At 68.0% G+C, this 16,151-nt stretch carries 11 protein-coding genes and 1 pseudogene; 5 read left to right on the forward strand and 7 right to left on the reverse strand.

Annotated features, from left to right (window positions below; genetic code table 11):
• Positions 1-128: 128 nt before the first annotated feature.
• From CJ022_RS07255 to CJ022_RS07265, 3 genes are all read left to right on the forward strand, one after another.
• Positions 129-2,183 carry an NADPH-dependent 2,4-dienoyl-CoA reductase gene (locus tag CJ022_RS07255; RefSeq protein ID WP_101926000.1) on the forward strand — a complete coding sequence of 685 codons (2,055 nt, stop codon included), beginning with the start codon at positions 129-131 and terminating at the stop codon, positions 2,181-2,183.
• Positions 2,184-2,553: 370 nt separating this feature from the next.
• Positions 2,554-3,033 (forward strand): cell wall hydrolase, encoded by a 480-nt coding sequence (locus CJ022_RS07260; protein ID WP_101926001.1) that lies wholly within the window; start codon positions 2,554-2,556, stop codon positions 3,031-3,033.
• A gap of 102 nt (positions 3,034-3,135) precedes the next feature.
• Positions 3,136-3,747 (forward strand): glutathione S-transferase family protein, encoded by a 612-nt coding sequence (locus tag CJ022_RS07265; protein WP_101926002.1) that lies wholly within the window; start codon positions 3,136-3,138, stop codon positions 3,745-3,747.
• Between the two features lie 81 nt (positions 3,748-3,828).
• Here CJ022_RS07265 and prpF read toward each other — a convergent pair whose 3' ends face one another.
• The 5 genes from prpF to prpB form a co-directional block, all read right to left on the reverse strand.
• The gene (prpF, locus tag CJ022_RS07270) at positions 3,829-5,016 is read right to left on the reverse strand and encodes a 2-methylaconitate cis-trans isomerase PrpF (protein ID WP_101926003.1); all 1,188 of its coding nucleotides are present in this window, start codon (positions 5,014-5,016) and stop codon (positions 3,829-3,831) included.
• A 14-nt stretch (positions 5,017-5,030) separates the two neighbouring features.
• Positions 5,031-5,606 carry a 2'-5' RNA ligase family protein gene (locus CJ022_RS07275; protein WP_101926004.1) on the reverse strand — a complete coding sequence of 192 codons (576 nt, stop codon included), beginning with the start codon at positions 5,604-5,606 and terminating at the stop codon, positions 5,031-5,033.
• A 1-nt stretch (position 5,607) separates the two neighbouring features.
• Positions 5,608-8,205, reverse strand: coding sequence for a Fe/S-dependent 2-methylisocitrate dehydratase AcnD (gene acnD, locus CJ022_RS07280; protein WP_101926005.1), 2,598 nt, complete (start codon positions 8,203-8,205; stop codon positions 5,608-5,610).
• A gap of 71 nt (positions 8,206-8,276) precedes the next feature.
• Positions 8,277-9,437 carry a bifunctional 2-methylcitrate synthase/citrate synthase gene (gene prpC / locus CJ022_RS07285; RefSeq protein WP_101926006.1) on the reverse strand — a complete coding sequence of 387 codons (1,161 nt, stop codon included), beginning with the start codon at positions 9,435-9,437 and terminating at the stop codon, positions 8,277-8,279.
• 52 nt (positions 9,438-9,489) lie between these two features.
• Complete coding sequence (prpB, locus tag CJ022_RS07290; RefSeq protein WP_101926007.1) at positions 9,490-10,374, reverse strand: methylisocitrate lyase; 885 nt, start codon at positions 10,372-10,374, stop codon at positions 9,490-9,492.
• A 104-nt stretch (positions 10,375-10,478) separates the two neighbouring features.
• Here prpB and CJ022_RS07295 point away from each other — a divergent pair, with 104 nt between their 5' ends.
• Positions 10,479-11,696, forward strand: a complete 1,218-nt coding sequence (locus CJ022_RS07295; RefSeq protein ID WP_233198641.1) for a citrate synthase family protein — start codon at positions 10,479-10,481, stop codon at positions 11,694-11,696.
• Positions 11,697-11,829: 133 nt separating this feature from the next.
• On the opposite strand, the pseudogene prpE reads toward CJ022_RS07295, so the two are convergent.
• Positions 11,830-13,703 (reverse strand): annotated as a pseudogene (prpE, locus tag CJ022_RS07300) (propionate--CoA ligase).
• 137 nt (positions 13,704-13,840) lie between these two features.
• On the opposite strand from prpE, the gene CJ022_RS07305 reads away from it, so the two are divergent.
• Entirely contained in the window at positions 13,841-15,280 is a 1,440-nt protein-coding gene (locus CJ022_RS07305; RefSeq protein WP_143703906.1) for a glycosyltransferase family 39 protein, read from the forward strand.
• On the opposite strand, the gene CJ022_RS07310 is transcribed toward CJ022_RS07305, so the two are convergent.
• Positions 15,210-16,052, reverse strand: a complete 843-nt coding sequence (locus CJ022_RS07310; RefSeq protein ID WP_158238371.1) for a glycosyltransferase — start codon at positions 16,050-16,052, stop codon at positions 15,210-15,212. The genes CJ022_RS07305 and CJ022_RS07310 overlap by 71 nt on opposite strands.
• Positions 16,053-16,151 lie beyond the last annotated feature (99 nt).

Here is a 16,151-nt window from a genome sequence, read left to right on the forward strand (position 1 = left end):
ACGCGGCCGCGGCAGGTGCAGCGCGTCGCCGGTCATGTGCCGCGCGTCACCGGCGAAGCAGCGCCGACGTGTTGCCACGCTGCGCGATTCGCGGCAGGCTGCCGGATCCATACGCCAGCGTATCCGCCATGACGCCCGCCCAGTCCGCGCCTTCCCCCGCTGCGACCGCTCCGCCCTACCCGCACCTGTTCGCACCGCTGGACCTGGGGTTCACCACGCTGCGCAACCGTGTGCTGATGGGCTCCATGCACACGGGTCTCGAAGACCGCGCGGCGGACTTCCCGAAACTGGCGGCCTATTTTGCCGAGCGCGCTGCGGGCGGCGTCGGCCTGATCGTCACCGGCGGGTTCGCGCCGAACATCACCGGCTGGCTGAAGCCGTTCGGCGGCAAGCTGTCGTGGTCGTGGGAGGCGCGCAAGCACCGACAGGTCACGGATGCCGTGCATGCGCACGATGCGAAGATCTGCGCCCAGCTGCTGCATGCCGGACGCTACGCGTACCACCCCTTGTCGGTCGCGCCTTCGAAGCTCAAGGCGCCGATCAATCCGTTCACGCCGCGCGCGCTGTCGGCCCGCGGCGTCGAACGAACGATCGCCGCCTATGCCGATGCCGCGCGCCATGCCCGTGACGGGGGCTACGACGGCGTCGAGGTCATGGGCAGCGAAGGCTATCTGATCAACCAGTTCGCCAGCGCGCGCACCAACCGGCGCAAGGATGCGTGGGGCGGCTCGCTCGCGCAGCGCATGCGTTTCGCGACCGAGATCGTGCAGCGCATCCGCGCGGCGACCGGTCCGGATTTCATCCTCGTCTACCGGCTGTCGATGCTCGAACTCGTGCCCGACGGCTCGGACTGGTCCGACATCGTCGCCCAGGCCCGGGCCATCGAAGCCGCCGGCGCGACCCTGCTCAACACGGGAATCGGCTGGCACGAGGCGCGCGTACCGACCATCGCCACCTCGGTCCCCCGCGCCGCGTTCGCCGGCGTCACCGCGAAACTGAAGCCGCATGTGGCGCTGCCGCTGATCGCGACCAACCGCATCAACATGCCCGACATCGCCGAAGCCGTGCTCGCCTCCGGCGCCGCGGACATGGTGTCGATGGCGCGGCCGCTGCTGGCCGATCCGCAATGGGTCGCGAAGGCGCGGGCCGGCCGCGGCGAGACGATCAACACCTGCATCGCCTGCAACCAGGCCTGCCTCGACCATGTGTTCCAGAACCGCACCGCGAGTTGCCTGGTCAATCCGCGCGCGTGCGCGGAGACCGAACTGAATTACCTGCCGGTCGCTGCCGCGAAGCGGATCGCAGTGGTCGGTGCCGGCCCGGCCGGTCTGGCCTGCGCGACGATCGCCGCCCAGCGCGGCCATGCGGTCACGCTGTTCGATGCCGCGGACGAGATCGGCGGGCAGTTCAACCTCGCCAAACGCGTGCCGGGCAAGGAGGAATTCCACGAGACGCTGCGCTATTTCCAGCACCGGCTGCGCGAGACCGGCGTCGACCTGCGGCTGTCGACCGTCGCGACCGTCGACATGCTGGCGGCGTTCGATGAGATCGTGCTGGCCACCGGCGTGACGCCGCGCGTGGTCGACTTCCCCGGGCACGACCATCCCAAGGTCGTCAGCTATCTCGACGTGCTGCAGGGCCGGGTGGTGCCCGGCGCACGCGTGGCGATCATCGGCGCAGGCGGGATCGGCTTCGATGTCGGCGAATTCCTTGTCGAGGCCGGCCCGTCGCCGAGCCTCGACCCGCAGGCCTGGATGCGCGAATGGGGCGTCGACCCGAGCTTCGAGTCGGCCGGTGGTCTGACCACGCCCGCGCCCGCGCGGCCGGCGCGCGAGGTGTGGCTGCTGCAGCGCAGCCCCGGCAAGCCCGGCGCGCGCCTGGGCAAGACCACCGGCTGGATCCACCGCAGCACGCTGAAGCACAAGGGCGTGCGGATGCTGGGCGGCGTGGCGTACCTCGGCGTCGACGACGCCGGGCTGCGCATCTCGGTCGACGGCGTCGAGCAGTTGCTGCCGGTCGATCATGTCGTGGTCTGCGCCGGCCAGGAGCCGCGGCGCGACCTGTTCGATGGCGTGCGGGCCACAGATCGCGTCGTCCATCTGATCGGCGGCGCCGACGTCGCGGCGGAGCTCGATGCGAAACGCGCCATCGACCAGGCGAGCCGCCTTGCCGCGCGGCTGTAACCGCCGAGGCCACCGCATACACCACTGTGTGGGCACCCGCTGGATGCCGCGTGAAGGCTCTGAGGCGCACTGCCGCGCGCTGCAGTGAATCCGACGTGGCCGCCTGAATAGGCACACTTGCGCCGCCGGCGCCAGTGCCGCGCATTCACGTTCGATTGGGAAACGCACCGATACCGTGCCCCCACTTCGTCCCGCCCCCTTCGGCAGGACACCGGCCTCTGACCGCCCATCTGCGGATTCCGAGGCCCGGGCGAAAGCGCCATAGAGTCGCCGCCCTCCCCAATACGCCATGTCGGTTTCCGCCGCTGCCTGCGTTCCCTGTTTTCGGGGCGGTGGCGTGCGGTCCGGCGCAACGGAGCAAGGAGTTCAGATGAAACTCGAGTGGATCATGTGGCTGGCCTCCGTGCTGCCACCCCCGGCCGCGGACTCGCTCTGTCTGAGCACCACGGTCTACCTGGAAGCCCGCGACCAGTCCGTGCGCGGGCAGGAAGCGGTCGCCGAAGTGGCGCTGCGGCGCCAGGACAGCGGCCTGTGGGGCGAATCGATGTGCGAGGTCGTGACCGCGCGCAAGCAGTTCGCCCCGACGATCCTGTCGCCCAACACCCGCCTCGGCAACACCGATGCCTGGTCGCAGGCCGTCAGCGTCGCGCTGGAATCGGAGCGCAACTGGGCGCTGCCGCCGAACAAGCGGCGCGAGATCGTGCCCGGCGCCAGCCATTTCCTCGCGCACGCGATCGCCGCGCCGAGCTGGCGTCACGCCGCCCAGGTGGCGACGATCGGCGACCACACCTTCCTGCGCGTGCAGTCGCTGCGCCCGAGCACGCCGGTCGCCGTGCGCGATCGCGGCTGACGCCACCAGTCCCTGCACGTCGCATCGAAACCCGCCGAGTGGCGGGTTTCGTCGTGACGGGGCCTGCCGCATAGTGGCGCCTTCTTGTTCGGGAGACGACCGATGCAGCTCTACACCAAACCCGGCGCGTGCTCGCTGGCCGATCACATCGTGCTGCAGTGGATCGGCGCGCCGTTCGACGTGACGATCGTGGACGGCACGCAGATGAAGTCGCCCGAGTATCTGGCGCTCAATCCCGCGGGCTCGGTGCCGGTGCTGGTCGTCGACGGTTGGCCGCTGACGCAGAACGCGGCGATCCTCAACTATCTCGCCGACACGTATCCCGAGGCCGCGCTCGGCGGCGACGGATCGCCACGCGGCCGCGCCGAGGTCAATCGCTGGCTCGCGCTGGTCAATGCGGATCTGCACCCCGCATTCCACCCGCTGTTCGGCAGCACCAAGTACCTCGAGGATCCGGCTGCGATCGATCGCACGCGGCAGCATGCCATGCAGAAAGTGCGCGGCTATTTCGAGCGCATCGATGCGCAGCTCGCCGGCCGCGACTGGCTGACCGGTTCGCGGTCGATCGCCGATGCGTATCTGTTCGTCACCTTGCAGTGGGCCAAAAAGCTGAAGCTCGACCTCGGCGGCCTGGACCATCTGCAGGGCTTCGACGCCCGCATGCTCGCCGATGCCGGCGTCCGCGCCGCGATGGACGCCGAAGGCATCCTCTAGCCGTCTCGACCGGGCCAGGTATCACCACGCCGGCCTGACGCGTCGCGCGGCCCGCACGCGCGGCGTCGATGCCGCATCGCGTCAGGTCGTCGGCACCCGCACGGCGCCTTCCATCAGCACGCGCGCCGAGCGCGACATGATCGCCTTGGCGACCGTCCAGCGGCCGTCGACCTGCACCGCTTCGGCGCCGACCCGCAGCGTGCCGGAAGGGTGGCCGAACCGCACCGAGGTCCGCGCACCGCCACCGGCCGCCAGATTCACCAGCGTGCCCGGGATCGCGGCCGCGGTCGCGATCGCCACCGCCGCTGTGCCCATCATCGCGTGGTGCAGCTTGCCCATCGACAGCGCGCGCACCAGCAGATCGATGTCGCCGGCCGCGATCGCCTTGCCGCTCGACACCACGTGATCGCGCGGTGGCGCGACGAAGGCGACTTTCGGCGTGTGCTGCCGCGTCGCCGCCTCGGACACGTCGTTGATGAGCCCCATGCGCACCGCGCCGTGCGCGCGGATCGTCTCGAACATCGCAAGCGCCCTGGCGTCGCCGTTGATCGCGTCCTGCAACTCGTTGCCGGTGTAGCCGATCGAGCCGGCGTCGACGAAGATCGTCGGGATGCCGGCATCGATCAGCGTCGCGCGTAGCGTGCCGACGCCCGGCACCTCGAGATCGTCGACGAGATGGCCGGTCGGGAACATCGCGCCGCCGCCGTCACCCTCGCCTTCGTCGGCGGGATCGACGAACTCCAGCACGATCTCCGCCGCCGGGAACGTCACGCCGTCGAGTTCGAAATCGCCGGTCTCCTGCACCTGCCCGTCCGCCACCGGCACGTGCACGAGGATGGTCTTGCCGATGTTCGCCTGCCACACGCGCACCGCGACGGTGCCGTCGCGCGGAATCCGCGCCGCATCGATGAAACCGTTGGCGATCGCGAACGGGCCGACCGCGGTACTGAGGTTGCCGCAGTTGCCGCTCCAGTCGACGAAGGCGCTGTCGATCGACACCTGGCCGTAGAGATAGTCGACATCGTGATCCGGCACCGTCGCGGGCCCGATGATCACGCACTTGCTGGTCGACGAGGTTGCGCCGCCCATGCCGTCGGTGTGTTTGCCATAGGGATCGGGCGAGCCGATCACACGCAGCAGCAGGGCGTCGCGCGCCGGCCCAGGCGCCTGCGCCTCGACGGGCAGGTCGTCGAGACGGAAGAACACACCTTTCGACGTGCCGCCGCGCATGTAGCTGGCGGGAATGCGGAGCTGGGGGCGATGGGTCATGGCGTCTGCGTCTCTCAGAAAAGCGGGGGCTGTGCGGCTCCGCGATGTGTCGGAGGCAGGAGATCCCAGCCTGCAAGCGTGTCGTAGCGGTAGGGGTCACGCATGCGGCGCACCAGCTCGATCCGGGCAAGGTGCCAGGAGACGGCAGGAAAGCGAACTGTCGGGATGGCCGCGGGCGCGCCATACGCGAACGTGACATGCGGCGCGTGGCGTACCTGATCCTCGATTCCATCCACGTTCGCGAATGCCGCACGCATGGCGACCAGAAGCGCGAGAAATTCCGGTGTCTTGCCTGCCGACGACTCGAAACGCCAATCGACGCGGTCGCGGCCGCCACTGGCGATGCGATCCAGCGAGAAGTCGAAGGCGTGCGCCTGCAACCCGTCGCCGACCTGGATCATTCGCATCAGCTCGGCATGCGTGTCGTCGTGCCTGTCCGACAAGGACTGATGCGAATTGGAAGGATCGAAAAGCCTGTCGCCCAAGCGGGACACCAACCCGGCCGCCGTCGCGACCCGCAGCAGTTCCGAGATGACAGCGCCTGGTGTCCGTGCGATGAACATCAGGAACGGCTCTTTCGAGGCGTTCACGTCAGGCCGCCTGCGCCGCCGCCAGAAAATCCTGCGCGAAGCGCTGCAGCACGCCACCCGCCTCATAGATCGACAGCTCTTCCGCGGTGTCGAGTCGGCAGGTCACCGGTACCGTGAGGTCGGTGCCGTCGGTGCGGTGGATGCGCAGCGTCAGTGTGGCGCCCGGCGTGCGTTCGCCGATCACGTCGAAGGTTTCGCTGCCGTCGATGCCGAGCGTCGCGCGCGTGGTGCCGGACAGGAACTCCAGCGGCAGTACGCCCATGCCGATCAGGTTCGTACGATGGATGCGCTCGAAGCCTTCGGCGACGATCGCCTCCACGCCCGCGAGCCGCACGCCCTTGGCCGCCCAGTCGCGCGAGCTGCCCTGGCCGTAGTCGGCGCCGGCGACGATGATCAGCGGCTGCTTGCGCGCCATGTACGTCTCGATCGCTTCCCACATGCGGGTGACCTCGCCCTCCGGCTCCAGCCGTGTCAACGAGCCCTGCTTCACCTGGCCGTCGACGACCGCCATCTCGTTGATCAGCTTCGGGTTGGCGAACGTCGCGCGCTGCGCGGTCAGATGGTCGCCGCGATGGGTGGCGTAGGAATTGAAGTCCTCCTCCGGCACGCCCATCTTCGCGAGGTATTCGCCGGCCGCGCTGCTGGCCATGATCGCGTTCGACGGCGACAGGTGGTCGGTCGTGATGTTGTCGCCCAGCACCGCGAGCGGCCGCATACCGGTCAGCGTGCGCGCGCCGGCCAGCGCGCCTTCCCAGTACGGCGGACGCCGGATGTAGGTGCTCATCTCGCGCCAGTCGTACAGCGGCGCGACGCGCTCGCCGGTGTCCACGTGCAGCTTGAACATCGGCCCGTAGACCGCGCGGAACTGCTCGGGCTTGACGCTGGCCTTGACCACCGCGTCGATCTCCTCGTCGGACGGCCACAGATCCTTCAGCGTCACCGGCCTGCCGGCCTGGTCCAGACCCAGCACGTCCTTCTCGATGTCGAAGCGCACCGTGCCGGCGATCGCGTAGGCCACCACCAGCGGCGGCGACGCGAGGAACGCCTGCTTCGCATACGGATGGATACGCCCGTCGAAATTGCGGTTGCCCGACAGCACCGCGGTCGCGTACAGATCGCGGTCGATGACTTCCTTCTCGATCGCCGGATCCAGCGCGCCGCTCATGCCGTTGCAGGTCGTGCAGGCGAAGGCCACGATGCCGAAGCCGAGCTGTTCGAGTTCCGACAGCAACTGCGCTTCCTGCAGGTAGAGTTCGACCGCCTTCGAACCCGGGGCGAGCGACGACTTCACCCAGGGCTTGCGGGTCAGGCCGGCGCGGTTCGCATTGCGTGCCAGCAGACCGGCCGCGATCACGTTGCGCGGGTTGGACGTATTGGTGCAGCTGGTGATCGCGGCGATGATCACCGCGCCATCCGGCATCGCGCCGTCGGCGGGCAGTTCCCACGGGCGCGCGATGCCGCTGGCGGCGAGATCGCTGGTCGACACACGCTTGTGCGGATTCGACGGCCCCGCGACGTTGCGCACGACGCCCGACAGGTCGAACGTCAGCACGCGCTCGTACTCGGCGGTCACCAGGTCGTCGGCCCACAGGCCTGCGGTCTTCGCGTAGGTCTCGACGAGCTGGATCTGCGCATCCTCGCGGCCGGTCAGGCGCAGGTAGTCGATCGTCTGCCGGTCGATGTAGAACATCGCCGCCGTGGCGCCGAATTCCGGCGTCATGTTGGAAATAGTCGCCCGGTCGCCGATCGTCAATGCATTCGCGCCTTCGCCGTAGAACTCCAGGAACGCACCGACGACTTTCTGCGCACGCAGGAATTCGGTCAGCGCGAGAACGACATCGGTCGCGGTGATGCCCGGCGCGGGACGGCCGGTCAGCTCGACACCGATGATGTCGGGCAACCGCATCCACGAGGCGCGACCCAGCATCACGCTCTCCGCCTCCAGCCCACCGACGCCGATCGCGATCACGCCCAGCGCATCGACATGCGGCGTGTGGCTGTCGGTCCCCACGCAGGTATCCGGAAATGCCACGCCATCCTCGGTGTAGACCACCGGCGACATCTTCTCCAGATTGATCTGGTGCATGATCCCGTTGCCAGGCGGAATCACGTCGACGTTGCGGAAAGCCTGCTTCGTCCAATCGATGAAGTGGAAACGGTCCGCATTGCGCCGGTCCTCGATCGCGCGGTTCTTGACGAACGCATCGGGGTCGAAGCCGCCGCATTCGACGGCCAGCGAGTGGTCGACGATCAACTGCACCGGCACCACCGGATTGACCTTCGCCGGATCGCCGCCCTGGTCGGCGATCGCGTCGCGCAGGCCCGCCAGGTCGACGAGCGCGGTCTGGCCGAGGATGTCGTGACAGACCACGCGCGCCGGAAACCACGGAAAATCCAGGTCGCGACGCCGTTCGACCAGCTGCGTCAGCGAGGCGGTCAGCGTCGCCGGATCGCAGCGTCGCACCAGATTCTCGGCGAACACGCGCGAGCTGTACGGCAGCGTCGCGTACGCGCCTGGCCGGATGGCGTCCACGGCTTCGCGCGCGTCGAACCAGTCGAGCGTCGTGCCGGGAAGGGATTTGCGGTGCTGGCTGTTCATGGCTGGCTTCAACATTCGAAAGGAGCGGAAACGCGAGTCCCCGCGCGTGCGGTGACCGGTGCAGGAAGGCCTTACGTGCGTTCGGCGATCGGCACGAACGCCTGGTCCTCGGGGCCGGTGTAGTGCGCGCTCGGACGGATGATCTTGCCGTCGATGCGCTGCTCGATGACGTGCGCGCTCCAGCCGGCTGTGCGCGCGATGACGAACAGCGGGGTGAACATCGCCGTCGGCACGCCCATCATGTGATAGCTCACCGCACTGAACCAGTCGAGGTTGGGGAACATCTTCTTGATGTCCCACATCACCGTTTCCAGGCGCTCGGCGATGTCGTACATCTTGCGGCTGCCCACTTCGTCCGACAGTTCCTTGGCGACCTGCTTGATCACCTCGTTGCGCGGATCGCTGACGGTGTAGACCGGATGGCCGAAGCCGATGATCACTTCCTTCTTCTCCACGCGCGCCTTGATGTCGGCCTCCGCTTCGTCCGGCGTGTCGTAGCGCTTCTGCACTTCAAACGCGACCTCGTTCGCGCCGCCGTGCTTCGGGCCGCGCAGCGCGCCGATGCCACCGGTGATGCAGGAATACATGTCGCTGCCGGTGCCGGCGATGACGCGGCTGGCAAAGGTCGAGGCATTGAACTCGTGCTCCGCGTACAGGATCAGCGAGGTGTGCATCGCCTTGACCCAGGAGTCGCGCGGCGCGTGGCCGTGCAGAAGATGCAGGAAGTGCCCGCCGATCGAATCGTCATCGGTTTCGACATCGATCGCGCGGCCGTTGTGGCTCCAGTGGTACCAGTACAGCAGCATCGAACCGAGCGAGGCCATCAGCTTGTCGGCGATGTCGCGCGCGCCCGGGTGGTTGTGGTCGTCCTTCTCCGGCTGCACGCAGCCGAGCACCGACACGCCGGTGCGCATGACGTCCATCGGATGCGCCGACGGCGGCAGTTCTTCCAGCGCGGCCTTGACTGCCGCCGGGATGCCGCGCAGGGATTTCAGCTTGGCCTTGTAGCCGCGCAGCTCCGCTTCGGTCGGCAGCTTGCCGTGCACCAGCAGATAGGCGATCTCCTCGAACTCGCTGGTGCGCGCCAGATCGAGAATGTCGTAGCCGCGGTAGTGCAGATCGTTGCCGCTGCGGCCGACGGTGCACAGCGCGGTGTTGCCGGCAGCCGTGCCGCTCAGTGCAACGGACTTCTTGGGCTTGAAACCGGGGGCGGTGGTGGCGGTGTCGCTCATCTGGAATCTCCGTTGGATGCCCGCAGGCACGGATGGAATGATCGGAAGTCGCTTATTTCTTGGATGCGAACAGCGCGTCGAGGCGCTGTTCGAACGCGTGATAGCCGATGCGCTCGTAGAGTTCCTCGCGGGTCTGCATGGTCTCGACGACGGCCTGCTGCGACCCGTCGCGGCGCACTGCGGTGTACACCGCTTCGGCGGCCTTGTTCGCCGCGCGGAATGCCGACAGCGGGAACAGCTGGATCGCGACGCCCGCAGACGCCAGCTCGTCGCGCGTAAACAGCGGCGTGGCACCGAACTCGGTGATGTTGGCGAGCACCGGCACCTTCATCGCATCGACGAAGCGGCGATAGGTGTCCAAGTCATAGGCGGCCTCGGCAAAGATACCGTCGGCGCCGGCTTCGACGCAGGCGATGGCACGTTCGATCGCAGCGTCTACACCGTCGACCTGGATCGCATCGGTGCGCGCGATCAGGAAGAAATCGGGATCGGTCTTCGCATCGGCCGCCGCCTTGACCCGGTCGACCATCTCGCCCTGCGACACGATCTCCTTGCCGGGACGGTGGCCGCAGCGCTTGGCGCCAACCTGGTCTTCGATGTGGCACGCCGCCGCGCCGGCCTTGATCAGCGACTTCACGGTGCGCTCGATGTTGAACGCGCTCGCGCCGAAGCCGGTGTCGATGTCGACCAGCAGCGGCAGATCGCAGACGTCGGTGATGCGGCGCACGTCGATCAGCACGTCTTCGAGCGTGTTGATGCCCAGATCCGGCAGACCCAGCGAGCCCGCGGCCACGCCGCCGCCCGACAGATAGATCGCCTGGAAGCCGGCGCGCTTGGCCAGCAGCGCGTGGTTGGCGTTGATCGCGCCGATCACCTGCAGCGGCGATTCGGCGGCCAGGGCGGCGCGGAACCGTGCGCCTGCGGAAACGGTGGACATGGGGTCGACTCCGGGACTGCGGTGTACCGCGATGCCGTGCAATCTGGCACCATCCGACTGGTTGATCAATCTTGATCGAATCAATCAATACATCGGGATCCACTGTGAATGCGAACGAAGGCGACCTGATGTCCGCGGCGCAGGCCTGCGCCGCGCTCGGCATCAGCACCGCGACGCTCTACGCCTATGTCAGCCGGGGCCTGCTGGCGTCGCGCCCCGGCGCCGACCATCGCAGCCGCGTGTATCTGCGCCAGGACGTGGAACGCCTGACCCAGCGCAAGCGCGCAGGCCGCGGCGCGGCGCGGGGGGCGGCGCAAAGTCTCGATCGCGGCCTGCCGGTGATGGAGACGCGGATCTCGCTGATCCGGCCCGACAGCCCCTATTACCGCGGGCATTCCGCAGTCGCGATGGTCCGCAGCGGTGCGACGCTCGAAGACACCGCGCGGCTGCTGTGGGACTGCGGCGATGCCGATCCCTTCGACACTGCGACCGGCGACTGGCCAGCGCGCGTCGCCGCGATTGCCGGCGATGCCACCTTGCCGCCGATCGAACGCGCGATGGCCGCGATCCCATTGCTCGCGCCGGATCTGCGGCATTCGCTGAGCGCCGCACCGGCGGCCAAGCGCGGCGTCGCGGCGGCACTGCTGCGCCAGAACGCGGCGCTGCTGGTGGCCGGCACGCCGGATGTGCGCCCCGTGCACGTCCTGCTCGCCGATGCATGGCGTCCGGGCGACGCGGCGTTCGCCGATCTGGTCCGCGCGGCCCTGGTGCTGTGCGCGGATCACGAACTCAACGTATCGGCCTTCGCCGCGCGCGTGGTCGCGTCCACCGGCGCCCATCTGCATGCAACGGTCTGCGCAGGCCTCGCCGCGCTGTCGGGCCCACGCCATGGCGGCGCGACCGCGCGCGCGCATGCGCTGATCCGCGAAGCCTGCGATGCGCCCTCGCCCGCCACCTTCGTCGCCGAGCGCTGGCAACGTGGCGACGATCTGCCCGGCTTCCATCACGTGCTCTATCCCGACGGCGATCCGCGCGCCGCCGAAGTGCTGGCGATGCTGCGTGCACGCCACGCGGGCGATGCACGCATGCAGCAGGTCGAAGCCGTGCTCGGTTCCGCGGCCGAGACCAGCGGCCGCCATCCCAACATCGACGGCATGCTCGCGGCGATCTGTTTCGTGCACGGCCTGCCGGCCACGCCGGCGCTGTGCATGTTCGCGGCTGGCCGCCTCGCCGGCTGGCTGGCGCACGCGCTGGAGCAGCAGGAGCTCGGCATGCTGATCCGCCCGCGCGCGCACTACACCGGCGTCGCGCCAGCGGAATAGCATCACCTGCTTCGCTCGAACGTCTTGCGCGCGATCGGGCCTTCCCGGTACAGCCACATCGCGCGCACGCGCGCTCCCACAACCGCCGGGGTGGCTCGCAAAAGCTGCGACGGCTGACACCCGCAGCGGCGGCTCAGCCCGCGTCGGCACCCCGCGCCAGCACGCGGCGCACTTCCTCCAGTGCATTCGGGTCGTCGAGCGTCGACAGATCGCCGGGATCACGCGATTCGGCCAGCGCCTGCAGGGACCGCCGCAGCAGTTTGCCCGAGCGCGTCTTCGGCAGCGCGTTGACCACGTAGACCCGCGCCGGCCGCGCGACGGCGCCGAGCTGGTCGGTGACGGTGCGCATCATCTCGCCCGCGGTCGCGTGCTGCGCGTCCGCATCCGCCGATGCCTGCTTGAGCGTCACGAACACGATCGGCACCTGGCCCTTGAGCTCGTCGGCGACGCCGATCACCGCGGCCTCGGCGACGGCCGGGTGGCTGGACACCGATTCCTCGATCTCACGCGTGCCCAGGCGATGGCCGGCGACGTTGATGACGTCGTCGGTGCGGCCGAGGATGAAGGTGTAGCCGTCCTCGTCCTGGATCGCCCAGTCCAATGAGCTGTAAACGAGCTCCTTGAAGTGCGAAAAGTAGCTCGACAGGAAGCGCTGATCGTCGTTCCACACCGTGGTCATGCAGCCGGGCGGCAGCGGCGGCTGGATCACCAGCACCCCCTTGGTGCCGGGCGGTACGCGTTCGCCGGTGGCCTCGTCGATCACGCGCAGGTCATAACCCGGCGTCGGCAGTCCGGGCGAGCCGAACTTCACCGGCTTGAGTTCGACGCCCGGCATCAGCGCCAGTACCGGCCAGCCGGTTTCGGTCTGCCAGTAGTTGTCGATGATGGTCGTGCCGCCGAGGCCAGTGCTGATCCAGGTCGCAGTGGGCTCGTCCAAGGGCTCGCCAGCCAGGAACAGGTACTGCAGCTTCGACAGGTCGTACTGCTTCAGGAATTTCGGGTCCTGCTTCTTCAGCACGCGCACTGCGGTCGGCGAGGAGAACATCGTGCGCACGCCGTAGTCGGCGCAGATCTTCCACCAGATGCCGCCGTCGGGATGGATCGGCAGACCCTCATAGAGGATCACCGTCGCGCCTGCGATCAGCGGGCCGTAGACATTGTACGAATGCCCGACCGCCCAGCCCACATCGGACGTGGTGAACATCACCTGCCCGGGGCGGATGTCGTAGATCGACCACATCGACAGCGCCATCGCGACCGCATACCCGCCGACATCGCGCTGCACGCCCTTGGGCTTGCCTGTGGTGCCGGAGGTGTAGAGCAGATAGCTGGGTTCGTTGGATTCCAGCCATTCCACCGGCACGTCGTTGCCGGCGTGCTGCGCGCGGATCGTGGCGTAATCCACGTCGCGCCCTTCGACACGCGCGTAGCCGGGATCGAGTCCGCGATCGACGATCAGCACGTGCGGCGGCGGGGATGTCGTCTCCGCGCATGCGGCATCGATCAGCGGCTTGTAGGGAATCGTCTTGCCGCCGCGGCTGCCGGCATCGGCGGCGATCAACAGCTTGGGCGAAGCATCGTCGAGCCGCAGCGCGAGGTTGTGCGCGGCGAATCCGCCGAAGACCACGCCAGCATCGCGAACGCGGCCTCGGCCATGTTGGGCATGTAGATGACCACGCGATCGCCGCGGCCGACATCCAGCGCTTTGAGTACGGCGGCAAAATCGTTGACCTCGCGATACAGCTGCGCGTAGGTGATCTCGCGCGTCTCACTGGTTTCCGTGGAGATCGCGACGAGTGCGAGCTGGTCGCCGCGCGCCGCCAGGTGCCGGTCGACGGCGTTGTAGCAGAGGTTGGTCTCGCCGCCGGCAAACCACTTGCGGAACGGAGGGTTCGAATAATCGAGGATCCGATCCGGCGCCTTGTGCCAGTGGATCGCCTGCGCCTGCTCGCCCCAGAACCCTTCGGGGTCTTCGATGGAGCGGCGGTGGAAGTCCTCGTAACCCATGTCGATCTTCCAGCATGCCGGAGCATTCGAGCATACCCCCCCGGAATGGGCGCAGCCTCTCAGACCTTCGTCGGGGCGCCAACCGCTTTGACGCGGTCGCCTACAATTCTTCGACCAGACACGCCGATCGCCTCATGATGTCCGCATCCCGACCCAACCTGAGCACCTTTCATCCCCGCCAAATCGCGGGTGTCGCCGCCGTCGCCCTGCTGATCAAGGCGATCTGGCTGGTCGCGGATCCCACGCTCCGGGTCTACATGGGCGACTCCATGGTCTATCTGCAATCCGCAGCGCTGCTGACCGGAAGCGGCGGTCGCTCGTTCCTGTATGGATGGGTGTTGCACTTCGTCGCGCTGCCATTCGGTCCGCCCGTGTCGATCATCGTGGTGCAGGCGGTCTGGTCGGTCCTGATCTGCCTGGCCCTTTACGTGTTCCTGCGCTACGCACTCGGCCTGCGTTACTGGTTGGCCGCGGTGCCCGCGTGGCTGCTCGCGACCGAGCCCGCACAGGTCTTCATGGAGCGCATGGTGATGGCGGAAACGCTGGGGCTGCTCGCCTTCGTGACGACCGTGCTGGTGTTCGCCCGCTACCTCGCCACCGGACGACTCGGTTGGTATCTGCTGGCCTGCCTCGGCGGCCTTGCCGCGACGGCCTTCCGCACGAGCTTTCTTCCTGTCGCGATCGGTCTGGCGGTCGTGGCGCCCGTGCTCTATCTGTGGCTCGGCACGCGCGGGGCCGGCATCCCGGGCCGGCAACGCATCGCGCATTTTCTGCTCGCGCTGGTCATGCTGGTCGGCACGCATACCGCCTACGTACACGCCTATGGCCTGGCGACGCACTATCCCCCTGGCTACCTGGCCTACACCGGCATGATGCGCATCGGCCTCGTGGCGCCACTGATCCGGCCGGAACACTTCGAGGGGACCGGCGTCTCAGGCGAGATCCTGAAAGAGGTGAAGCGCCCCCTGCAGGATCATTGGCAGCGAGGCCATCACATCTGGGAGGACGATGGTCTGTGGCCCGCGCTGCAGAAGCACAGCGATGATCCGGAGGCGGTCGCCCGCACGATCACCCGGCGCGCGATGCTCGACGATCCGTTGGGCCTCGTGGCGATGAATCTCGACACGATGGGCGGCTATTTCGAAGAAAAGCGGGTGTACTGGCGGATGCAGGACGACAAGGGGGTCATCGCGCCGGCGGCCCACGACATCGCGCTGATCAAGACCTGGACCGGCTGGGATCCGACCGGCATCGACAAACGCGAGACGCCCGCGCGTCGTTTCTTCGCGGCCTCGACGCCCTGGCTCACGTTCTGCCTGTTTGCCCTCGCGCCGCTGGGCCTGCTGACTGCGGCTGTCGGCTGGCGGCGCCCCCAGCGCGTGTTCTACCTGCTGCTGGCACTCGCGTCGCTCGGGCTGGTCGCGAACCATGTTCTGTTCGCGCACATCGTGTCCTTCCGCTATCTGCACCCGTTCTCGTGGTTCGTGCTCGCGAACCTCGCCGTGCTCAGCAGTCTGCTGATCCGCGCTCGCCCGACAGCGCAGGCCCCGGAATCTGCAGGTAGGCCAGGCGCTTGAGTTCGAGGCGAGCGCGTGCGACCGAATCGAGCACGACGCCGATGACCGTCGACAGCGCGGCGATCACCAGAAGCGCCGCTACGAGGACCGCGGTCGGCAATCGCGGCACCAGTCCCGTCTCGAGGTAGGTCAGCAGCAGGGGCCCGGCCAAGGCGAGGGCCGCCAGCAGCAGACCGCCACCGATTGCGCCGTAGAAGGGAATGGGACGCTGCGTCGCGAACAGCGTCAGCATGGTCCGGAGAATGCGGAACCCGTCGCGCCAGGTATTGAGCTTGCTGGTCGAGCCTTCCGGGCGCTCCTTGTAGGGCGTCGGAACTTCGAGCACCTGCATCTGCAGTTCCAACGCGTGGACCGTCAGCTCGGTCTCGGTCTCGAATCCCGCGGCATGCGCCGGGAAGCTCTTGACGAAGCGCCGTGAGAACGCCCGGTAACCCGAGAGGATGTCGCGGCACGGCCGGCCGAAAAGCTTCGACAGAAAACCGGTGAGCATCCGATTGCCGAGAACGTGGCCTGCACGGTAGGCGGCTTCGCCAGTGGCCTCACGCAAGGCCACGACCATGTCGTGACCTGCGCGTACACCTGCAACCAAGCGGAGGGCATCGTCGGCCGAGTACGTATCGTCGCCGTCGACCAGCACGTAGATGTCCGCCTCGATGTCGGCGAACATCCTGCGCACAACGTTGCCCTTGCCCCGAAGCGTCACGGAGCGGGTCAGCGCGCCGGCTCGCTCCGCGAGCGCGCGCGTGTCATCCGCGGATCCGTTGTCGAACACATGGACGCGCGCGCCCGGAATCGCCGCAGAGAAATCGGCGACCTGCCTCGTTGTAACAAGGCACGAGGACGGCGATCCGGGGCGCCGTTCCGCTGCGGA

Origin of the sequence: Luteimonas rhizosphaerae (assembly GCF_002849595.1) — a bacterium.
GTDB classification, from domain to species: Bacteria; Pseudomonadota; Gammaproteobacteria; order Xanthomonadales; family Xanthomonadaceae; genus Luteimonas; species Luteimonas cellulosilyticus.